A 22,485-nucleotide genomic window follows, 5' to 3' on the forward strand; every position below is an offset into this window, starting at 1 on the left:
CGGCGTTCCGAGGCATCTTCAGAAAAACAAGAGCGGGCCGCGGTAGCGGCCGGCTCCGCGACGTCCGGGGCGTTAGCGGTGGGCCGAAGCCCGCTGCGCGAACCCGCCGGCGGCAGGTTGAGCCATGGCTCTCGCCGTCGAGCGAAGGGCCGCGGACTGGCTGGAAACGGCACTCCCCAGCTTGAACTGGCCGACAAGTTCGCGAAGCGCCTCGGCTTCCTGGGCGAGCGAGGCGGAGGCGGCAGTCGACTGTTCCACCATCGCCGCATTCTGCTGCGTCGTCTGATCCATCTGGTTGACGGCGACGTTGACTTCGCTCAGACCGACCGACTGCTCCTTGGCGGAGGTCGCGATTGCGTCCATGTGCTGATTGATCTGCGTGATAAAGCTGACGATGGTCTTGAGGGACTGGCCGGTATCGCGCACGAGCTTGACGCCGCTTTCCACTTCCTGGGAGGAGTTCTGGATAAGTCCCTTGATTTCCTTGGCCGCGCTGGCCGAACGTTGGGCAAGTTCCCGGACTTCCTGGGCGACGACCGCGAAACCCTTGCCCGCCTCGCCGGCCCTGGCGGCTTCGACGCCCGCGTTCAGTGCAAGGAGGTTGGTCTGGAATGCGATCTCGTCGATCACGCCGATAATGTTGGAAATCTGCTGCGACGAGGTCTCGATACGTCCCATCGCCTCTTCGGCATGAGAAACGACTTCCGCAGACATCGCGGCGCTGCGGTTCGCCTCCGTCGCCACCTTGCGGGTTTCTTCGGTGCGCTTGCTCGAATTCGCCACGTTCGCGGTAATCTCTTCCAGCGCCGCCGCCGTCTCTTCGAGCGAGGCTGCCTGCTGTTCCGTCCGCTTTGAAAGGTCACCCGCCCCGGAGGAGATTTCGCGGGTGCCGTCGTCTATCGTGGTGATGCTGTTGGAAATCGACATCAATGCCCCGCCAAGCTGGGTGACGGATTGATTGAAGTCGTGGCGCAGCGCCTCGAAGTCGGGGGCGAACGCCTCGTCGAGCTGAAAGGCGAGGTCGCCGGCGGCCAGGCGCCTCAGGCCGGCCGCAAGACCCGAGGTGGCAATGCGCAGGCGCTCGGCGGCATCGGCCTCCGCCTTCTGCTGGGCTGCGACGCGATCGGCCTCCGCCTGCTTTCGGTTTTCCTCCGCTTCCATCTCCATTCGCTTGTTGGCGATGGCGGCCTGGCGGAAGATCTCCACCGCGCTCGCCATGGACCCGATTTCGTCTGCGCGGCCGGCGAACGGAATATCGGAACCGGTGTCGCCCTCGGCCAGCCGCCTCATCGAGGCCGTGATCCGGGTAACCGGGTTGGCGATGCCTGCCAGCACAAAGACGATCGCGCCGACGACGAGCAAGCCTGCAAAACCGATCGCCGTGAACAGGTAGAACTTCACGGACGCATAGGTCGCCCTGCTCACGTCGGCGGCCTCCTTGCTGCCGACGACATTCAATTCAACGAGGGCCGTCGTCAGCTCTTTCAGCTTGTCGGAATGGGTCCGCATCTCTCCGCCGAGATATTGCCCGGCTTCTCCGATCTTGTTCGCTCGGGACAGGTCGAGAAGCTGCGGCTTGCTCGAAATGTAACTCTCGACGTTCGCTTTTATCTCGTTGATCAACTGGCGCTCGCGCTCCGATGACGCCAACGGAAGATAGGCATCTATCGACTTGCGAACCGTATCCTCGGCGACGGTGATGGCGTCTTCACGCGTTTTCTTGTCCGCTTGCGATTGTGCGATGATGTGATCCCGGTAAGCGAGCCGCAGATTTGCCATGTTGAGATTGATCACCCGGGATGCCTGTACGCTCGGCAACCAATTCGTCGCGATTGCTTCGGTGGAGCCGTTTGTCTTGCTGAGACCATCGATCGCAAGATATGCGATAATGCCGAAAAGAAGCGCTACGCCGCTAAAAATCAGCAGCAGGCTCGACTTTATGCTTGGACGACGCATTCCAGGACCCCTTCAGAAGTTCGACCTATGGCGGACTGACATGCAATTTATAACTATAATAATTTAATGCTTTCCTCATACGTAAAGCGTCGTTTACCAAGGCCTGCGCAATGAGGCGCTGGCGCCGAGTTCCCCTCCCGGCGGGCACAGTTCGCGAATTTTGGATTTGAGGCCTGGACGGCCGCAGGCGGTTCTAGCCGGAGGCCCGGCTGGCCTCCGGGGCATGGACGACGACGCAGTTGCGGGCGGCCTTTTTGGCGAGATAGAGCGCCGCATCCGCCTGGCGCTGGAGATGCTCCGCCGATAGGAGTTCGCCATCCTGCGTCGATACCGACACCCCGATGCTGACAGTCACATAGGGAAGGACGCGAGAGGTGGGGTTTGGAAGCGAAGCGGCTTCGACCCGGCTGCGAATCCTCTCGGCGACCGCCGTCGCCTCCTGTTCGTCGCAGCAGGGGAGGAAGACGAGAAATTCTTCGCCTCCGTAGCGGGCAACCTGGTCCCGTTCGTCTCGCATGCTGCTTTGAATGATGCCGGCAACCTTCACCAGGCAGCGGTCGCCCTCGGCATGTCCGAGATTGTCGTTGAGGCGCTTGAAGTCGTCGACGTCGCACATCAGCATCGCCGCGCCCCCGGCCCGGGCGGGATCCTCGTTCCAGAAACGATGGAGCGTTTCCATCATCGAACGCCGGTTGGCGACCCCGGTCAGCGGGTCGGTTCGGGCCAGCAGTTCGAGCTGGGAATTGGCGTCGGCGAGCTCTGCCAGGCGGCTTCGATCCCGCAATTCGAGCAGGAAGGTCTTGTGCGCCAGGATGATGGCGGTACGTCGGGCGACGAGGGTTGCGACCACGCCGCTCGCGAAGAACAGCGCCCCGGCCAGGGCGCTTCCCGCGTCGATATACGGATTGCGCAGTTGAAACAGAAGGTAGATGCCGAGAGCGGAGGCACCGATCGCCGTCGACCAGCTGAGCGGGATGGGAAATATGATGATCGCGGTGACGGCGACAAAAAGCATGATGGTCAAATGCCGCTCGTAGAACTCGCCCCCCGTGTTGACGCCCACCAGGGCCACGGAGAGGAGGATCAGAAAAACGGCGGAAAGCGTGAAAACCCCCTGCAGCCACAAGGCGCGCGGCCGCTGGAAGACTATCGCGGCAACAACGGCTGCGGGGGGAAGGATGGACGCCGGCCAAAGCATGGACAGGACCGTCCCGGCCGGAAGCAGGATTGCGTTGAGGCCGAGCGTCAGGCCGTCGAGCACGATGACCCAAACCATCCACGCCCGGATGATCTTGGCCGCCTGCGGCCAGGAGCGTTCGCGAAAAAGACGGGCGAGATCCCCGTTGAGCCGTATATCTCGCGTGCGTCCGCTTAACAGGCGCTCGACTTGCTCCACGATGGCGGGACTCGGCCTCTGGAGAGGTTTCCGCGAAGACGCTCTTATCGATTTGTCAGAGCCTTTGATTCGTTCGGCGTCCATGTTTCGGATTTAGGGTGCGGATGATCGGAGGCAAGACGGGCCGTCGAGCCCGTGCAGAAAAGGCGATAGGTTCGCACTGAAGTTCTCCGGCCAAACCGCGGTACGTCGCGGCTCAATGGCTGCTCCTCATCAGCCACATATACGCAGCGGCGGTCCAGGAGAAGCCGAGGCCTCCGCATCCTTCGCCTGTCAGCGGATCGAAATATTCGGCGAATCCTTCCCTCTCAATCGCCGTGACCGTCGACTTGCGCAATTCCTCCGCCGCTTCCGGATGACCGTTGCGCTTCAGGCCGTCGATCAGGAGCCAGTTGATGATTGCCCAGGAGGGGCCGCGCCAATAACGCTTCGGCTCCCAGCTTGCAATGCCCGGCTTGGTGGTCGGGAACGTGACTTTGAGACCTTTCGACCAGGCTCTCATTTCATCGACCAGTGCGCCGGCGATATCCTTGTCGAGATCGAGCGAGAGGAGGGGGATGAAGCCGGCCTGGGTGGCGGCCTCGACATCGTCGCCGGAGACAAGGTCGCGGGACACGAAACGCGACAGCCCGGGGCGCCACTGCGCGAGTATCGCCTTGCGGCTGAGTTCGTTGAAGGCGGCGATTTCCTCCACGTCTTCGCTGCGGCCAAATTCGCGGGCGAGATGTTCGAGGTCTTCGCCGGCTTTCAGCAGGATCGCCGTCGTTTGGATCTCCGCGACCTTGAACGGCGCCTTTTCCCATTGCTTCGCCGGATCCCAGCCGCAGGCGGCATAGGTATCGACCAGATGGATGAAGCGGCTATAATCCTCGTCGCGCGGCCGCATCGAGGCGTTCACGTGGCCGGTATCCTTGCGGATCACCGGGGTGTCGGTCGTGGTCGGCACGCGGGCGAGCGCGATATCCCAGGCCGGGGAGTTGTCGCTGCCGCTCTCCCAGGGATGCAGGAGCGCGACGAGACCGGTGCCCTCCGGATCGCGCGCGGAATACCACCAGCGATGCCATTTCAGCGCTGCTTCGTAGAGAGGCAGGGCGCGGACCTGCCCACCGTTGCCGGCTGCCTCGAAAACCTTGCGCAGCGCGATCGCAAAGACCGGCGGCTGCGTGATGCCCGAGGTCGGGATCGTATGGCGGGTGCGCCAGACGTTGGGACCGGGGAAATAGGTGTCGCTCGGCTGATGGAAGATGATATGCGGGATCATGCCGTCCGCCCACTGCCCCTCGATCAGCCGCTCCAGTTCGCGATAGGCGCGGTTGGTGTCATAAAGGGCAAACCCCATGGCGACGAAGGCGGAGTCCCAATTCCACTGGAAGGGGTAGAGCCGGTCGGTCGGCACCGTGTAGCCGCCGCGGTCGTTGGCGACGAGGATGCGCTTCGCCTCGGTGATATGCACGTTCATGTTGGGTACTCCGGTATGCTCAGGCCAGGGTGGCCGGAAAGGATTTGCCGCTTTCGGGTGAAAGCCAGGTAATGCGCTTGCGGTCGAGCTTCAGGCCGATCGTATCTCCGCTTCTGACGGTTTCCGATGCCGGCAGGATGACCCGCACGGGCTGGTCGTGAATCGAGCCTGTCAGGAGCAGGTGCGACCCCATCGGCTCGGCGACCCGCACCTTCATCTCGAGCCCCTGCGGCAACGGCTCCAGTTCGACAGCCTCGCCGCGCAGGCCGAGGACTATCTCGTTGCCGACGTCCTTCGGCGCGGCGAGCTGTTCTGCGCCTGCTGCAACCTGGCCGTCCGAGACAGGCACCTTGATGAAGTTCATCGGCGGGTTGCCTATGAAACCGCCAACGAACCGGGTGGCCGGATGATTGTAGATTTCAACCGGATGGCCGACCTGCTCGACCACGCCATTGTGCATGACGGCGATGCGATCCGAAAGGCCCATCGCCTCGGTCTGGTCGTGAGTGACGTAGATCGTCGTCGTGCCTGCCGATTGCAGCACGGTTTTCAGTTCGGTGCGCATTTCGAGCCTCAGCAGCGCGTCGAGATTGGAAAGCGGTTCGTCCATCAAGAGCACTTTCGGCTCAACGGCCAGCGCGCGGGCGACGGCGACGCGCTGGCGCTGGCCGCCGGAAAGCTTGTTCGGATAACGGTCGAGATGTTGTTCGATATGCAGCAGGCCGGCAGCCTTTTCCACCTGGGTCTTGACCCGCGCAGCGTCGGCCTTCTGCATGCGCAGGCCGAAGGCGACGTTTTCGTAGACCGTCATATGCGGGAAGACTGCGTAGTTCTGGAAGACCATGGCAAGCCCGCGATCCTTGGGCGCTAGGCCGATCACCGATCTGTCGGCGATGCGCACATCGCCCGAGGTCGCGGTCTCGAGACCGGCGATGATGCGCAGAAGCGTGGTCTTGCCGCAGCCCGAGGGCCCGAGCAGCGATACGAACTCGCCGTCGTTGATCGTCAGCGAGACCTCTTTCAGCGCCTGGAAAGCACCGAAACTCTTGCGGATGCGGTCGATGACAATATTGGCCATGTCGATGGTCCCGTTATTTGGAGGAGATGCCCCAGATCGCGAAGAGGTAACGCCTGACCGCGAAGATGAAGACAACGGAAGGAAGAATGAGCATCAGGCCGCCGGCGAAGCGGTAATGCATCGGGCTTTCCGAAAGCACCGTCAGCAGATAGGCCGTCAGCGTGCGGTTGCGCACCGTCAGCACGGAGGCGGCGAACACCTCGTTCCACGAGATGACGAAGGCGAAGACGGCGGTGGCAACGATGCCGGGCAGCGCCAGGGGAGCGACCACCTTGAAAAACGCCTGGACGCGGGTACAGCCGAACACCCAGGCGGCCTCTTCGAGCTCCTTCGGGACGCCGAGGAAGATGCCTTGGGTGACGAGCGCTGCAAACGGCAGCGCCAGCACCGTGTGGATGAGACCAACGCCGACGATGGTATCGTAGAGCCCCAGCCGGATGAAGGAGACGGTGAGCGGCAACGCCAGGATCGCCAGCGGGAAAGCGCGCGTGAGCAGGACAAGGAGCCGGTAGCTGTCCTTGCCGCGGAAATCGTAGCGCGCCAGCGCATAACCCGCCGGCGCGCCGAGCAGGATCGAGAGCGCCACCGTGATGCCCGCGGCGCCGAGCGAATTCAGGAAGGACTGGACGACGCCCTCGGTTTTCAGGAAGAGGATGAAGGGCTCCAGCGAAATGCCGGTGGGCAAGCCCGTCTTCGGCCAGATATAGACGCCCTGGCGGCCTCCGAGCGCACCGAGCGCCACGAGATAGATCGGCACCAGGACCCAGGCGCAGAGCGCGGCAATGCCGCTCCAGAGGAGCCAGCGGCGGGACGAGGCGAAGCTTGCCGGGCGGGAGGCGGCCTCGGCCGGGCCAATAGTTTGCGTGGTGATCGGCTCGGTACTCATGGCAGGCGCTCCGGATCGACCTTCAGGGCCTTCAGATAGATGAGGGTGGCGGCAAGCGAGATGATCATGATCAGCACCGCATAGGCCGCGGCGACACTGTAATTCTGGTTCTGGTTCTGCCAGTTATAGGCTTCGCCGACGAGGACCGGGAAATTGCGCCCGCCCAGCGCATAGACCACCGCGAATACCTCGAAGGCGAGCACCGTGCGCAGGATCAGCGCCGATTGCAGCGCCGGGCGGATCAGCGGCAGGGTGATGCGCCAGAAGCGCGTCCAGGGACCTGCGCCAAAAATCTCGGCAGCCTCCCTGAATTCCTTCGGCACCTGGTTGAGGCCGGCGACGATGATGACCATGACAATCGCGGTACCCCGCCAGATTTCCGCGATAGCGATAGCAATGAAAAGCGCTACCGGCGTCTGGTAGGACAGCCAGCTCGCCTGCCGGCCGATGACGCCGAGGCCGAAGAGGAGGGAGTTAAAATAGCCGGTATTCTGCAGGATCGACAGCCAGACGAGGCCGGCAGCGAGATCGGAAATCCCGAGCGGGATCGTCCAGATCCAGAGAATGGTCTCGCGGCCACGGCCGATCTTGGCGACCATGGTGCCCATGGCGAGCGCGATGGCGATCTGCACCGGCACGACGACGATCGTCAGAAGAAAGGTATTCTTGACCGAGCGGCTGAAATTGATGTCGGTCACCATGCGCTCGGCATTCGCCAGAGACGGTACGCCGTTGTCGGAAACCGCAAGCCAGATCGTCTGCACCAGCGGCACCACGAAGAGCAGCGCCAGAAAAGCGACCGAGGGCAGGATCAGCAGATAGGGGATCCAGGGCCGGTTTTGGGTCATCGATCGCGCTCGCGACAGGGCTTTAGGAATTGAACATACATCGACTTGCTCCTCTAGACCGCGCTCCTTACTCCCGACGGAGGGGAGCCGGTGCCCCACTTCCGCTCCGCCTCGTTCGGTTAGGCGTCCGGGTCTTCGCCCGGACGCCACCGCCTTCGGAAGGTTTCGGGGTAGCCCTTATTGAACGGGGCAAGCACCGTCGCTCTTGGCGTCCGGAGCCCAGCAGGGCGCCTTGGCATCGGTCATCAGCTTCGTCATGGCCGTGCCCTGCTTGGCGAGCACATCGGCGATGGGTTCGTTCTGCAGCACGATCCGCTGGAAGGCGTCCATGTAGACCTTGTTGAACTCGCCGCCCTTGTCGCCGAGGCCGACCGGCAGAAGCGAGATCAGGGCGTCCTTGGAACCCTGGGTCCTGGTCACCGCACCGGCGAGAAGCGCCACGCCCTTGTCGAGGTCCGGCGGCAGCTGGACGTTGAGGGTGGGGAAGAAACCGACCTTCGAAGCAGTCAGCAGCTGTGTCTTCTGCGTCGTCAGGGTTTCGATGACCTTTGTCGCGCCTGCGGCATCCGGGGCGCCCTTGGGGATCGCAAGGCCGGCGAGGACCGGCATGTAGCCGCGGCCCTTGGGGCCCGCCGGAGCCGGGAACACGACATAGTCATTCGGTGAAGCGGAGATGGCGTTTTTCAGGCGGGCGACGTGGTCCCATGCGACCATGACTTCGCCTGAGGCCAGCGGCTCCTGCATGAAGTCGTAACCGGTGGAGTTTGGGGTGACATAGGCCCAGAGCGCCTTCAGCTTTTCCCAGCCGGCCGCGGCATCGGCGTTCTTGAAGGTGCGGACCACGCCGCCGGTGAAGGACGGATAGAAGTATCCTTGGAAATAACGCGCCATCAGGCCCTTGGGACCGGCGGGGAAGCCGATCTGCGGCTGACCGGTGGCTTGCTGCATGGTCTTGCCCCATTCGATCAGCTGGTCGTAGGTCAGCGCATTGATATCTGCCCCCTTCGGCAGGTATTGCAGGGCTTCCTTCTTGGCAGCCATGACATAGGTCGCCTGCATCCACGGAATGTACTGCTGCGTGGGCTTGCCGAGCTTGCCGAGATCAAGAACTGATTGCGGCATGCCGCCGGCGGCGAGCTTCTTGGCAAGATCGTCGAGCGGTTCGAGCTGGCCCTTGTCGGCGAGTGGCGAAAGTTCCCCATGCAGCGCGCCGACAAGGCTGACGGTGTGCTTGCCGGCCTGGGCTTCGGCCTCCATGCGCACCGCAAACTGCGGCGGTTCCTCGACCACGTAATCGACCTTGCCGGCCTCCTTCAAAAGGTCCTGCCGCACCACGGTCGCCTCCTCGATCGGGCGGAGCTGGGTGGATACGAAAACCGTCTGGGCCAGCACCGGCGAGGCGAACGCCATCACTGTCGAAGCCAGAATTGTAAGTGACACGATACGTTTCATCTTCTCCTCCTTCATTGTTCTTTGTCTCGGCTGCACGTCTATGCCGCCAATGGCGGGCGGCGATGGCTGTCGCGGTCGACGAACTCGACCGCGTGGAGCTCCTGGAGTTCTTCGGCAGGCTCTCCGGCGATGGCGCGCAGCAAAAGCGAGGCGAAGCTGGCGCCGAGGTTTTGGCCAGTCATGCGCATGGTCGAGAGTGGCGGGCTGGTGAAGGCGCCCATCGGCAGATCGTCATGGCCGAGGATGCTGATGTGGTTGCCGCCATCGACTTCGCGCAGCGCCCTCAGCGCACCGATCGCCATTTCGTCGGTGGCGCAGACAAGCGCCGTCGGCCGCGACGGCCGGCGCAGCAGTTCGAGTGCGGCGACATAACCGCCCTGTTCCAGCGGCGCTCCTTCGGCGCAGAGGTCGGTCGCGAGCCCGCATTCCTCCATCGCGGCCTGCCAGCCGCGGCGGCGGACATGTGCGAAGTAATATTCCTGCGGCCCGGCGATATGACCGATCCGCCGATGGCCTGCCGCATGGAAGCGCAGCGTCGCGGCGTGAAACCCGGAAAAGCCGTCGCCGTCGATGAACGGATGCGGCACGGCGCTTTCGGTCCGGCCATTGGTAACGAAGGGAATGCCGCGCGACTGCAGAAACTCCACCCGCTCGTCCCGCCGCTTGGTCCGCACCAGCAGCATCGCATCGACACGGCGGCCATCGACGAAGCGGCGGCAGATTTCGAGCTCGCTCTCGCCACGCGGCACCGGCGCGATCACCAGATTGAGGCCGGCGGCCGCAAGATGTTCGGCACAGCCGGACAGCATGTCGAGGAAGTGGGGAGGACCAATATGACCAGGGTCGCTGGGCAGCGTAACGGCCACGAGTTCTGCGCGCTGTCTGCGCAGACGCCTTGCCGAGGCATTGGGGCGGTAGCCTGCTTTCTCCGCAGCCTCACGAACCCGCTCGCGGGTGGCGGAGGAGACGTCGGCATAACCGTCGAGCGCACGCGATACCGTGGTGATCGACAGACCGAGCGATTGCGCGAGCTGTTTGAGATTGGCCAAGATCTTCCTCCCGAAGTGACGAAAGGATTCTCCAAAACGTTTTGGGAGTCAAGCCAAAACGTTTTGGATACGGATTCCTCTGTTCAACGGCCCTTAGGCGGTGCCAAGGTTGCGAAGCGCGTTGGCGATGACCGTGAATGCCGGCGAGGCCTGCCGCCGGCTCGGATAATAAAGGTGATATCCCGAAAATTTCGGCGACCACTCATCGAGCAGCCGCACCAATTGGCCCGAAGCCACCTGCGTCTCTACCAGGCTCTCCGGGATATAGCCGACGCCCATGCCGCTGAGGACAGCGTCGACCATCGCCAGGGATGAGTTGAAGGTCAACTGGCCCTCCACGCGCACCCTCAACTGCCGTCCGTCCTTTTCGAATTCCCACGCGTAGAGACCGCCGGAGCGTGACTGGCGATGGTTGATGCAAATGTGCTGAACGAGGTCCTGTGGTGTCTGAGGTGCGGGGTGACTTTTCAGATAGCCGGGCGACGCCACCGCGACCAACCGCCAGTCGGGGCTGATGCGGACGGCGATCATGTCCTTGTCGACGCTTTCACCAAGCCGAACGCCGGCATCGAACCGCTCTTCCACGATGTTGCGGAAGCCGTTGTCGATGTTCAGCTCCAGGTGGATGTCAGGATAGGACGCGATGACCGGTTTGAGTTTCGGCCAGACGATCCATTCCATCGCATGGTCCGAGAGGCTGATCCGCACGGTGCCGGAAGGTTTGTCGCGTATCTCCATCAGAGCGTCGACGTCACACTCGATGTCATGGATGCGGGGTGCCAAGGCACGTCGGAGGCGTTCGCCCGCTTCCGTGGGCGAGACACTGCGCGTGGTTCTCGTTAACAGGCGCAGCCCGAGGCGCGCTTCAAGATGCTTGATCGTGTGACTGAGGGTCGATTGAGAGGTGCCCAACTTGGCCGCCGCCTTCGTGAAGCTTTTTTCCTCAGCCACCGCCAGAAACCACAACATGTCATTCAGGTTTTTGCGATCCACCGACGCCTCCAATAATTTATGTCACAGATCGATAACTCTTTGTGGATTGCTGTGGCTAATCATTAAAATCGTCGATCGCTAAATAAGTCGTGAAGTCCCGGCGTGCGCGGTGGCAATCGCCGCGCGCCCTCCCGAAACCAAGGATATCTGACTTCGGAAACCGCGTACGATACCGATCTGGCGAGGGCACCGAGCGCCTGGAGCGCCGTCTTCTGCCTCTCTCTCCTGACATTCGTTCTGGTCGCCTCGGAATTCATGCCGGTCAGCCTCTTGACGCCGATTGCCGCTGATCTCGGGATCAGCGAAGGTCAGGCCGGACAAGCAATCTCGATCTCCGGGATTTTTGCCGTTCTCACCAGCCTGTTCGGCAATGTCTTGCTGGCGAGGTTTGATCGCCGGACGGTGGTCTTGATTTACACAGGGTTGCTGGTTGCTTCAGGCCTTACCGTCACCTTTGCCCCGAACTATTTCCTGTTCATGGTCGGACGTGCCTTGATCGGGATATCGATCGGCGGCTTCTGGTCGCTGTCGACGGCGATCCTTGCCCGCGTTGTGGTTAGCGAGGATCTGCCCAAGGCGATCGCGATGTTGCAGGGGGGAACGGCTTTCGCATCGGTCATCGCGGCACCTCTCGGCAGTTTTCTCGGAGGGATCGTCGGTTGGCGGGGAGCGTTCTTCATCGTCGTGCCGATCGGCGTCCTTGCCATGACTTGGCAACTCGCAGTCCTTCCTCGCATGCCTGCCCGGGAAGCGACGTCCGTCGGCCGGATGTTCGCCCTTCTCAACAACCGCGTATTTGCGCTCGGCATGGCGGCGACAACGCTTGCCTTCATGGGGCAGTTCTCGGTTTACACGTATCTGCGGCCCTTCCTCGAAAACGTGACGGGGCTGAAGGTCACCACTCTTTCAGCCGCGTTGCTCGCCCTGGGCCTGGCGGGCCTCGTCGGAACATCCGTCGTGGGATTTGCACTTCGATCGCGGTTGGGTGCGGTCTTGGTCGGACTGCCGGCCATGCTGGCTGTCATCGCCGTGCTTTTGATCGTCCTGGGACCGTATTCCATCCCCGTGGCAGGACTGCTGATATTGTGGGGGCTCCTGACGACCCCGATCCCGGTCTCGTGGAACACCTGGATGACCAGGGTCATTCCGGGCGACCTTGAGGCCGGAGGGGGACTGCAGGTCGCGTTGATTCAGTTCGCCATCACCTTCGGCGCCTTTGGCGGCGGCCTGCTTTACGATGGGGCAGGCTGGTGGGCGCCATTTGTTCTTGGCGCATGCCTACTCGGCGGATCGGCCATGCTCGCGCTTTCGGCCGCCGCCTCGCTGCGCCGAGGACATCCTTGACGACGACGAACACGGGAGAAATTGCAGTCGTATGCAAAGCGAGCGCGCCGCTGCAAACCGCGGCCGGATCCTGTGCATGTTGGCGGAAGCCCGGCGCTCGCGTCCATTTATGAACTCAGCCGATAACTTCATGCGAAAAATCGCACCTAATCGTCACCGGCCAGATCGCCAATTCTCCACGGCTCCCACAAGAGCCTTCCAGCCTTGATCCCATTCCTCGTCACTGAAAAGGGAGCGGAAATGCCGAACTATAGCCAACTGGAACTTTCTCGTCGGGAGCTTCTTATATCCTCTGCTGCCACCGTCGTGGTCACGGGGACCGCCGTCGGTAGCGCGGCTGCCCAATCCGGGGGAGATGACATGAATTTCACAACGCCTGTGGCGCTCACCATCAACGGCGAGCGGCGGGAACTGGAAGTCGACAACAGGACGACGCTTCTCGACGCTCTGCGGGAACACCTGCACCTGACCGGAACGAAGAAGGGATGCGACCATGGCCAGTGCGGCGCCTGCACTGTCATTGTCAATGGCCATCGCATCAACTCCTGCCTGACGCTTGTGGTCATGCACGAGGGCGAGAAGATCACCACGATCGAAGGCCTCGGTCAGCCCGGCGACCTCCATCCCATGCAGTCTGCCTTCGTCAAGCACGACGGCTTCCAGTGCGGCTACTGCACCCCCGGCCAAATCTGTTCCTCCATCGCGGTGCTGGAAGAGATCAAGGCGAACATCCCCAGCCACGTCACCGGCGATCTGACGGGAGCGGTCAAGCTCACCGCCGCCGAGGTGCGCGAACGCATGAGCGGCAACATCTGTCGATGCGGGGCCTACTCCAACATCATGGAAGCCATCTCGGAAGTCGGAGGGGTCCAAGCATGAAAGCCTTCACCTACGAACGCGCCCCTTCCGTCGAAGCCGCAGTAAAGGCAGCTGCTTCCAACCCGGACGCGAAGTTCATCGCCGGCGGCACCAACCTCCTCGACCTGATGAAACTGGAGATAGAACATCCGACCCATCTGATCGATGTGAACGGTCTTGGCCTCGACAAGATAGACCCGACGCCGGACGGCGGTCTCAGGATCGGCGCTCTCGTCAGAAACACGGCCCTGGCCGCAGACGAGAGGGTGCGCCGGGACTATGGCCTCCTGTCCCGCGCGCTTGTGGCAGGTGCGTCGGGCCAGCTTCGCAACAAGGCGACGACCGCCGGAAACCTCCTTCAGCGGACGCGCTGTCCGTACTTCTACGATCCGAACCAGCCCTGCAACAAGCGCCAGCCCGGCAGCGGCTGTTCGGCGATCGGCGGCTTTACCCGCCAGCACGCGGTGGTTGGAACGAGCGATGCTTGCATCGCCACCCATCCGAGCGACATGGCGATCGCGATGCGCGCGCTGGACGCCGTCGTCGAGACGGTGAAGTCCGACGGTACGACGCGTGCGATCCCGATCGCAGACTTTCACCGTCTGCCCGGCGAAACACCGCACATCGAGACTGTTCTCGAAGCCGGCGAATTCATCACCACCGTCGTCCTTCCGCCACCGGTCGGCGGCAGGCATATCTACAGGAAAGTGAGAGACCGCGCGTCCTACGCCTTTGCTCTCGTCTCCGTGGCGGCGGTCATCCATCCGGATGGAACAGGTTCTATCGCTCTCGGCGGTGTCGCTCACAAGCCCTGGCGCATCGAAAACGCAGACAGGGAACTGAAAAACGGTGCCAAGGCCGCCGCCGCCGTCCTGATGGCGGATGCGCGACCGACCGCCCAGAACCGCTTCAAGGTCGATCTTGTCGAGCGCACGCTCGGCGCGGTCATCGCCGAGGCCAGGGGGTAATCATGAAGTTCGACAAGCCAGCAACGACCAATCCGATCGACCAGCTCAAGGTGATTGGCAAGCCGATCCAACGCATTGACGGCGAGCTAAAGACAACCGGCCGGGCGATCTATGCCTACGAATGGCATGACCAGAACACGCCTTACCTCTACGGCTATCCCGTTGGCTCCGCCATCGCCAAAGGCAGGGTGAAGTCCATCGACACGACCGCCGCGAAAAAGGCCCCAGGCGTCCTGGCCGTCGTCACGACGCTCGATGTCGGCGACCGGAAGAAGGGCAAGTTCAATACCGCTAAGCTGTTCGGCGGCGCCGAGATCCAGCACTACCACCAGGCCATCGCCGTCGTCGTTGCGCAGTCGTTCGAACAGGCAAGAGCTGCCGCGGCGCTGGTTAAGGCAGATTACGAAGAGGAAGCTGGAAGTTTCGATCTTCGCGCCTCCATGGCATCCGCCAGAAAGCCGGACGAATCCACCGAACCCGAAACCGCGATCGGCGATTTCGAAACTGCCTTCAAATCCGCACCGATCACCCTGAACGAAACCTACACGACGCCGGATCAATCCCACTCGATGATGGAGCCGCATGCCTCCATCGCTACCTGGGATGGTGAGGAAGTGACCGTCTGGACGTCGAGCCAGATGGTCGACTGGTGGCGAACCGATCTGGCAACCACCCTTGGGATCGACAAGGACAATGTGCATCTGATGTCGCCCTTTGTCGGCGGCGGGTTCGGCGGCAAGCTCTTTCTGCGTGCCGATGCCGTTCTGGCAGCCTTCGGATCGAAGGCGGTCGGTCGTCCGGTCAAGGTGGCCCTGCCGCGCCCGTTGATGCCCAACAACACGACTCACCGTCCGGCGACCATTCAGCGTATCCGTATCGGCGCCGACCACGATGGCCACATTACCGCGATCGCGCACGAGAGCTGGTCGGGCGACCTTCCCGGCGGCGGGCCAGAGACCGCAGTCAACCAGACGCGGCTGCTCTATGCGGGTGCGAACCGGATGACGGCGATGCATCTCGCTACGCTCGATCTTCCGGAAGGCAACGCCATGCGGGCGCCGGGAGAGGCTCCCGGCCTTATGGCGCTTGAGATCGCCATCGACGAGATGGCCGAGAAGGTCGGAATGGACCCGATCCAGTTTCGCATCATCAACGACACGCAGGTCGATCCGGAGCATCCGGAACGGCGTTTCTCCCAACGTAACCTCAATGGTTGCCTGACCCTCGGTGCCGAGCGGTTCGGCTGGAGCGAGCGTCGGAAAACCGCATCGCGCAGGGAAGGCAACTGGCTCGTCGGCATGGGTGTGGCCGCCGCCTTCCGCAACAACCTGGTGATGCCATCGGGCGCGCGTGTGAAGCTCGACCGCGATGGCGTCGTCACGGTCGAAAGCGATATGACCGACATCGGCACGGGCAGCTATACGATCATTGCCCAAACGGCTGCGGAAATGATGGGCGTCAGCATCGACAAGGTGGCGGTGCAGCTCGGAGATTCGCGCTTCCCCGTGTCGGCGGGATCCGGCGGACAGTTCGGGGCAAATTCTTCGACCTCCGGCGTCTATGCCGCTTGCGTGAAACTTCGGGAGGCGGTCGCGAGCAAACTCGGCTTCAACTCCGACGAGGTCGTGTTCGAGAACGGGCAGGTCCGCTCCGGCAACCGTTCAGTCGCGCTCACCGACGCGGCTGGCGAGGATGGTCTCGTTGGCGAAGACAGTATGGAGTGGGGCGATCTGACCAAGACGCATCAGCAGTCGACGTTCGGCGCTCATTTCGTCGAGGTCGGCGTCGACGCGGCCACAGGCGAAACCCGCATCCGCCGCATGCTTGCCGTCTGCGCGGCAGGCCGCATCCTCAACCCGATTACCGCCCGCAGCCAGGTCATCGGCGCCATGACCATGGGAGCCGGCGGCGCGCTGTCGGAGGAACTTGCCGTCGACACACGTCGTGGCTTCTTCGTCAATCATGACCTTGCCGGATACGAGGTGCCCGTGCACGCCGACATCCCGCACCAGGACGTCATCTTCATGGACGAGGCGGATCCGATGTCGTCGCCGATGAAGGCCAAGGGGGTGGGCGAACTTGGTCTTTGCGGGGTGTCCGCAGCGATCGCCAACGCCATCTACAACGCGACCGGCATCCGGGTCAGGCACTATCCGATAACACTCGACAAGCTGATCGACGAGCTGCCGGAGGTCGCGTAGGCGAAGGCGCTGATCACGTCGAATATCGGCTCACGGGCTTCCGGAGGCGGTCGAACGGTGGATCGCCCGTTCGTATCTCCTCGAGGCCATTCATTTCCGCCGATGCCGGATACCTCCTCGCCTTTCATGCCGCGTCATCATCGGCGCGCGAGGATCGCGGGGGGACAATTCCGCGACGGTCGAGCACATCCCATGGCGATCTTTGTCTAACTGGGATCCTGGTCGAGAACGTCTTTGAGCGTGCTCACGAACGTCTGCGCGGCAAGCGACAGGGGCCTTCGCTTCGGGATGATCATGCCGACAGATACCGGTATGCGTGGCTCGAATTGTCGCACCACGATGTGATCCAGCTCGTTGGCGTCCCAAACGGAGAAGTGGTCGACCAGAGCTACACCGCGCCCCCTCTCGACCAGGCGCCGGATGAGCTGGCTTTGATTTGAGATGAGGGTGTTCGATGGCTTTACGCCTTCATCCGAGAGCGAGCGGAAGATTGCCGCGCCGAAGGGGACGGAGCGCGGATAGGTGACGAAGGGCTGGTCGGCGATATCGCTTGACAGCACGATGCGATGTCTCGCCAGCGGGTGGTCGGGCGGCATGATGCAGACCATGGATGAGGTCTTGAGGGTCTGGGTCATCAGGTCGGTCTCGTGCTCGGGATGATGCACCAGGCCGAAATCATAATTGCCGCGGCTGACATAAGGGTGGATCTTATCGGAATCGAGCAGATCCACCTGAACCTGAATCCCGGGATAGAGATTGTTGAAGCGTTCGACTGCCATCGGGATAAGGGCCGTGCTGAAGGCTGACAATATACCGATATTGACATAGCCCTGCGTCATGGCGGTGAGGTCGAGCGACAGGTTTTCGAAGACCGTCAGTTCATCCATCAGGCGCGCCGCATGGGAGAAAAGCAGCTCGGCCTCCGGCGTCGGGCGCAGTCGCCCGGCGCTTCGCTCAAAGAGCTTTACGCCGGCGAAATCCTCCAGCTGTTTGAGAGATTTGCTGGCATTCGGCTGGGTGGTGTGCAGCACAAGCGCCGCTTCGGTCACCGAGCCGGTCTTCATGAAAGCTGCCAGTGTGTCCAGATGCCTGAGCTTGATCCGCCGCATGATGTCGCTCTCCACGAACATTCCATTTTGGAATGGAAAGCTTGAATAATTGAATTTTACAAGCTTGAGGAGTCAATTTTAGATAGCCCTCATGACAGGCAAGGCGGCGGCGTGAAGCCGGTGCCACAGCGCAAAAGACCAGAGCATCATGGGCAATATCAGGGTCGGCATCGATGTCGGCGGAACCTTTACGGATTTCACGGTCCTCGATGACGAGACCGGAAACATGCGTCATTTCAAAGTGTCCTCGACACCTCATGATCCGTCCGAAGCGATCGAGACCGGTATTGCCGGTTTTGCCGAGCGCGGCCTTCAGGCCTCCGACGTAGTCCATTTTGGTCATGGCACGACGGTCGCAACCAACATGGTCATCGAGCGCCGCGGCGGAAAGACAGGCCTGCTGACCACCGAGGGCTTTCGTGATGTGCTGGAAATTGGCCGTCAGACCCGCCCCGATCTGTTCGACATGAGCGTTCGAAAGCCCGACCCGCTGGTTGTCCGTCCGCTGCGTCTCGAAGTGGCGGAACGTCTCGGCCCAACCGGCGAAGTCATCGTGCCGCTCGACGAAGCGGGCGTCAAAGCCGCTGCGGAGCGCTTCAAACAAGAGGGCGTGGAAGCCGTCGCGATCGGCTTCCTGCATTCCTATCGCAATCCCGCACACGAGCGGCGTGCCGCCGAAATCATCCGCAGGCACCTGCCGGATGTCTTCATCTCGCTGTCGAGCGATGTCCTGCCGGAATTCCGCGAATACGAGCGCCTTTCGACCACGGTCATGAACGCTTACCTGATGCCGCGCATGGATGGTTATCTCGACCGGTTCATGACGCGGTCGCGCAAGGCCGGCGTCGAGGCAAAGCCCTATACCATCCATTCCAACGGTGGCCTGATGTCCACCGAGACGGCGCGCAACTATCCGGTCAGAACCTGCCTCTCCGGGCCTGCGGCCGGTGTTGTCGGTGCGTCTCTGGTGGGCAAGGCGGCGTCCTTCCCCGACATCATCACCTATGACGTCGGCGGTACCTCCACCGACGTCGCCCTGATCGCCAACGGCAAGCCGGCCTATTCCACCGACCGCGACGTGGCCGGTTATTCCATCCGTTGCCCGATGGTCGACGTCAACGTCATCGGTGCCGGCGGCGGCTCGATCGCCTGGCTCGACGATGCCGGCGGCCTGAAGGTCGGCCCGCAGAGTGCCGCCGCGGTTCCGGGACCTGCCGCCTACGGCAAGGGCGGAACGGACGCGACCATCTCCGACGCCAATATCGTCCTGCAGCGGCTCAATCCGGTCGCGCTTCTCGATGGCGCCATGCCCGTCGATCGCGAGGCGGCACTCAAGGCGGTCGGCGCCGTGGCGGAGAGGATCGGCCGTTCGGTGGAAGATACGGCATGGGGCATCATCCGCATCGCGGTCGCCAACATGGCGCGTGCCATCCGGGCGGTCTCCATGGACAAGGGGCATGACATCAAATCCTTCGCGCTGATGGCTTTCGGCGGCGCCGGCCCGCTTCATTCTTCGCTGGTCGCCGCAGAAACCGGTCTGAACACTGTCATCATTCCCGAATCTCCCGGCACAATGTGCGCCCGCGGCGTGCTTCTGTCCGACGTGACCCGCGACTTCGTCTCGACACAGATCAAGCGCGCTGAGGGGGAGGCCTGGCTCGATATCACATCGGCAGTCGAAGGCCTCGAAATACAGGCCAGGGATTGGCTTGAAGCGGAAACCATTCCGGACGGGAAACGGGCGTTCCAGCACATCGCCGAGGCCCGCTATGCCGGCCAGAACCATGAAATCCGCGTCGAGGGCATTCTTTCCACCGCGGAAGACTTTGCCGTCCGGTTCGCGGAAGCCCATCGCGTCGTCTACGGTTATGCGCTGGACGACCATCCCGTCGAGATCGTCAACCTGCGCGTCCAGGCGATCGGTCACGCGGGCCGGCCGCTCCAGACGGTCGCAAGTGCTGCCGGCACGATGAAGGACGCGATCGTCGGCGAGCGCGAAGTCTATATCGATCCGCAGGCCGGATGGCGGATCGTCCCGGTCTACAAGCGGGCTGCGATGCCGCAGGGCGAAAAGTTCTCCGGCCCCGCGATCATCGAAGAACTGACCTCGACCAGCTATGTCCTTCCCGGGCAGTCGGGCGTCGTCGACGCCTATGGCAACATCATCCTCAGCTTTGTGAAGGACCGTGCGTGATGCTGCAGCACGTCAAACCGCCGCGCGAATTCGACGCCATCGAGATGGAGGTCTACTCCAACCGGTTCATGTCTATTACCGACGAAATGGGCCTCAGCCTCGTGCGCTCGTCCTTCTCGACCAATATCAAGGAACGCAAGGACTGCTCCGTCGGCCTCTTCGACGGACGCGGACGGCTGATCGTGCAGGCGTCCCATATCCCGGTTCATCTTGGCTCGCTTCAGGGCGGCGTCGCGGCGGTTCTCGAGAACTACAGGCTTGAGGATATCAGGCCGGGCGATGCCTTCATCTGCAACGATCCCTATCTTGCGGGCGGCTCGCACACGCCGGATATCTCCATCCTGACGCCCGTTTTCTACGAGGGTCGGCTCTGCTTCTTCGCCGCCAATCTCGGCCATCATTCCGATGTCGGCGGCGGGGTTCCGGGCTCCTGCGATCCCAGCCAGACCAGCATCTTCGCGGAAGGCATACGCATTCCGGTGCTGAAGATCGCCCGCGAGGGCGTGCTGGACGAGCAGATCGTCAAGCTGATCAGCACCAACAGCCGCGATCCGCTGGAACGTATCCTCGACCTCAAGGTACAGATTGCCACCAACGAGATCGGCCAGCGCAAGCTCGTGGCGCTCGCCGAGCAGTTCGGCATCGCCACGGTCGAAAAAGCAATCGACGACCTGATCGCCTATTCGGAAAGCCGCCTGCGCAAGCGCATCGGCGATCTTCCCGACGGCATCTACAGGGGCGAAGCCTTCATCGACGGCGACGGCGTCGGTTACGAACCCTGCCGCATCGAGGTGGCGATCAAGGTCGAGGGCGACGGCATCACCTTCGATTTCACCGGAACAGACGTTCAGGCGCGAGGTGCGGTCAACATTCCCAAGACCGCTCTCGATGCCACCTGCTACTACACCATCAAGGCGCTGCTCGATCCGTCGCTGCCACCGAACGAGGGTATGGCGCTTCCCGTGACGATCGTTGCGGAAGAGGGCACCTTGGTGCGTCCGAAATTCCCGGCTGCCGTGGGCATCCGCTCGACCAGCTGCCAGCGTGTCGTCCGTGCCATTTTCCAGGCCTTTGCCGACGTGCTGCCGAGAGAGAAGGTTTTCGCCTCCTCGGCCGACATGAACGCGACGATGATCTTTTTCGGTCCGCACAAGACGCGCGAAGGCAGTTTCGTCTACCTCGAAACCGTCGGCGGCGGCGCGGGCGCAAGTCTCGACCATGACGGCATGAACGGCATTCAGGTGCACATCACCAATACCTCCAACCTGCCGGCCGAAGCGCTTGAAATCGAATATCCGCTCATGGTGCGCCGTTATGCGCTCGCTACCGGCTCGGGTGGCGAAGGCCAGACGATGGGCGGCATGGGCATCGTCCGCGAAGTGGTCGCGATGACGGATGGAGTCCGGGCGAATGCATCCTGCGAAGGGCTGCGCACCCCGGCTGACGGCGTCTTCGGCGGCGGTCAGGGCGAGGTCGCGCGGCTGAAGTTCGCGAATGCCGACGGGACGGTCAAGGAATACGACATCTCGATCACCAACATCCTGATGAACCGCGGGGACAGCCTGTTCCTGCAAACGCCGGGCGGCGGTGGCTTCGGCCGTGCTTCCTGAATTCCCTTTGGAGAATGAATAACATGGCTCTCGAAAACCTGACGCCGAGCGACGAACAGATCAAGTCCGCTCCGAACCCGAACTACCTCGAAGGCGACTATCTGAAGGGCGTCCTGGAGATGACCTTCCGGGATGGCAATCCGGTGGCCGAAAAACTGGTCGATGAAATCTTCTCTTCTCGCCAGATCGACTCCATCTATCTCGTCGGTGCCGGCGGGTCGAACTCGTACATCGAGCCGGTCAAATACATTCTCGACAAATATTGCGACCTCAGGATCGAGCGCATCAACTCGACGGAACTCGAAACGCGCCGCCCGAAGCCCGTCAATGAAAAGGCCGTCGTGCTCCTCACCTCCCATAACGGCGAGACCGAGGACACCGTCGTCGCCGCCCGTTGGGCGAAGACCACCGGCGCCGTGACCGTGGCGTTGACCTCCGGCCACGACAGCGGCCTTGCCAGGATCTGCGATTACCTGCTGCCCTATAGCAAGGAATTGCCGGGCATGCCGAAGACGATGATCGCCTATCTCTTCGCCGCCCATTTCCTGAAGCGCCTCGGCAATCCGGTCGGCACCCAGCTCATCGCCGATCTTGAAGCGATGCCGGCCAAACTGCACGACATCAAGAATGCCGAGCGCGAGCGCGGCATGGAACTCGCCCGCCGCTACAAGGACGAGAACATCTACTACGTTCTTTCGAGCGGCATTCTGTCGGCGCTGAATTACCAGTACTCGATCTGCATCTTCAACGAGATGCTGTGGCTCGACGCGTCGGACATCCATTCGGGCGAGTTCCGCCACGGTCCGTTCGAAGTCGCCGATCCGGACATGGCATACGTTTTCCTGATGGACAACGGCGAGAACCGCAAGATCGACCAGCGGGCGCTGAAGTTCACCCGCCGCGTCACGGACAAGATCATCACCTTCGATGCCGGCCGCTACGAGGATGTCTCGCCGCTGCTGTCTCCCTTCGTGATCGGCGTCACCTGGTACTGGTTCGCGCACACGCTTTCGGTCCTGCGCGAGCATCCGCTCAGCGTGCGCCGCTACATGTGGAAAGTCGACTACTGATGACGAAGACATCC

The 22,485-nt window shown here is 62.3% G+C and carries 17 protein-coding genes; 7 read left to right on the forward strand and 10 right to left on the reverse strand.

The genetic code is table 11. The features are described 5' to 3' along the window. Nucleotides 1-72 precede the first annotated feature (72 nt). From J2X76_RS14480 to J2X76_RS14520, 9 genes are all read right to left on the reverse strand, one after another. On the reverse strand, nt 73-1,956 hold the full coding sequence (locus tag J2X76_RS14480; RefSeq protein ID WP_310217299.1) for a HAMP domain-containing methyl-accepting chemotaxis protein: 1,884 nt from the start codon (nt 1,954-1,956) through the stop codon (nt 73-75). Nucleotides 1,957-2,149: 193 nt separating this feature from the next. Then, nucleotides 2,150-3,436, reverse strand: a complete 1,287-nt coding sequence (locus J2X76_RS14485) for a GGDEF domain-containing protein (RefSeq protein ID WP_310217301.1) — start codon at nt 3,434-3,436, stop codon at nt 2,150-2,152. A gap of 112 nt (nt 3,437-3,548) precedes the next feature. Next, nucleotides 3,549-4,811, reverse strand: coding sequence for an MGH1-like glycoside hydrolase domain-containing protein (locus J2X76_RS14490; RefSeq protein ID WP_310217304.1), 1,263 nt, complete (start codon nt 4,809-4,811; stop codon nt 3,549-3,551). Between the two features lie 19 nt (nt 4,812-4,830). Next, nucleotides 4,831-5,889 (reverse strand): ABC transporter ATP-binding protein, encoded by a 1,059-nt coding sequence (locus tag J2X76_RS14495; protein WP_310217308.1) that lies wholly within the window; start codon nt 5,887-5,889, stop codon nt 4,831-4,833. A gap of 13 nt (nt 5,890-5,902) precedes the next feature. Further along, nucleotides 5,903-6,775, reverse strand: coding sequence for a carbohydrate ABC transporter permease (locus J2X76_RS14500; RefSeq protein ID WP_310217310.1), 873 nt, complete (start codon nt 6,773-6,775; stop codon nt 5,903-5,905). Then, nucleotides 6,772-7,623 (reverse strand): sugar ABC transporter permease, encoded by an 852-nt coding sequence (locus J2X76_RS14505; protein ID WP_310217313.1) that lies wholly within the window; start codon nt 7,621-7,623, stop codon nt 6,772-6,774. The genes J2X76_RS14500 and J2X76_RS14505 overlap by 4 nt, the downstream gene beginning before the upstream one ends. Nucleotides 7,624-7,800: 177 nt before the next feature. Then, nucleotides 7,801-9,075 (reverse strand): extracellular solute-binding protein, encoded by a 1,275-nt coding sequence (locus J2X76_RS14510; RefSeq protein WP_310217316.1) that lies wholly within the window; start codon nt 9,073-9,075, stop codon nt 7,801-7,803. 38 nt (nt 9,076-9,113) lie between these two features. Next, entirely contained in the window at nt 9,114-10,124 is a 1,011-nt protein-coding gene (locus J2X76_RS14515; protein ID WP_310217319.1) for a substrate-binding domain-containing protein, read from the reverse strand. A gap of 93 nt (nt 10,125-10,217) precedes the next feature. After that, nucleotides 10,218-11,117 (reverse strand): LysR family transcriptional regulator, encoded by a 900-nt coding sequence (locus J2X76_RS14520; RefSeq protein WP_310217321.1) that lies wholly within the window; start codon nt 11,115-11,117, stop codon nt 10,218-10,220. Between the two features lie 147 nt (nt 11,118-11,264). On the opposite strand from J2X76_RS14520, the gene J2X76_RS14525 reads away from it, so the two are divergent. From J2X76_RS14525 to paoC, 4 genes are all read left to right on the forward strand, one after another. Beyond that, the gene (locus J2X76_RS14525) at nt 11,265-12,461 is read left to right on the forward strand and encodes an MFS transporter (RefSeq protein WP_310218052.1); all 1,197 of its coding nucleotides are present in this window, start codon (nt 11,265-11,267) and stop codon (nt 12,459-12,461) included. 240 nt (nt 12,462-12,701) lie between these two features. Continuing rightward, entirely contained in the window at nt 12,702-13,340 is a 639-nt protein-coding gene (gene paoA / locus J2X76_RS14530; RefSeq protein WP_310217324.1) for an aldehyde dehydrogenase iron-sulfur subunit PaoA, read from the forward strand. After that, on the forward strand, nt 13,337-14,287 hold the full coding sequence (locus tag J2X76_RS14535; RefSeq protein ID WP_310217326.1) for a xanthine dehydrogenase family protein subunit M: 951 nt from the start codon (nt 13,337-13,339) through the stop codon (nt 14,285-14,287). The genes paoA and J2X76_RS14535 overlap by 4 nt, the downstream gene beginning before the upstream one ends. Before the next feature lie 2 nt (nt 14,288-14,289). Further along, nucleotides 14,290-16,488 (forward strand): aldehyde oxidoreductase molybdenum-binding subunit PaoC, encoded by a 2,199-nt coding sequence (paoC, locus tag J2X76_RS14540; protein WP_310217328.1) that lies wholly within the window; start codon nt 14,290-14,292, stop codon nt 16,486-16,488. Nucleotides 16,489-16,694: 206 nt separating this feature from the next. Here the strand turns inward: paoC and J2X76_RS14545 are convergent, their stop codons facing one another. Beyond that, entirely contained in the window at nt 16,695-17,597 is a 903-nt protein-coding gene (locus J2X76_RS14545; RefSeq protein WP_310217331.1) for a LysR family transcriptional regulator, read from the reverse strand. 148 nt (nt 17,598-17,745) lie between these two features. Between J2X76_RS14545 and J2X76_RS14550 the strand changes: the two genes are divergently transcribed. Genes J2X76_RS14550 through J2X76_RS14560 form a run of 3 tightly spaced genes read left to right on the forward strand, consistent with a single transcriptional unit; the run spans nt 17,746 to nt 22,471 of the window. Then, nucleotides 17,746-19,791: a hydantoinase/oxoprolinase family protein gene (locus tag J2X76_RS14550; RefSeq protein ID WP_310217334.1), complete on the forward strand. Its 2,046-nt coding sequence runs from the start codon at nt 17,746-17,748 to the stop codon at nt 19,789-19,791. Beyond that, entirely contained in the window at nt 19,791-21,401 is a 1,611-nt protein-coding gene (locus J2X76_RS14555) for a hydantoinase B/oxoprolinase family protein (RefSeq protein WP_310217336.1), read from the forward strand. Before J2X76_RS14550 ends, J2X76_RS14555 begins: the two co-directional genes overlap by 1 nt. A gap of 23 nt (nt 21,402-21,424) precedes the next feature. Continuing rightward, nucleotides 21,425-22,471, forward strand: coding sequence for an SIS domain-containing protein (locus J2X76_RS14560; RefSeq protein ID WP_310217337.1), 1,047 nt, complete (start codon nt 21,425-21,427; stop codon nt 22,469-22,471). Nucleotides 22,472-22,485: the final 14 nt, after the last annotated feature.

This window comes from Neorhizobium sp. 2083 (genome assembly GCF_031455615.1).
Taxonomy (GTDB): Bacteria; Pseudomonadota; Alphaproteobacteria; order Rhizobiales; family Rhizobiaceae; genus Neorhizobium.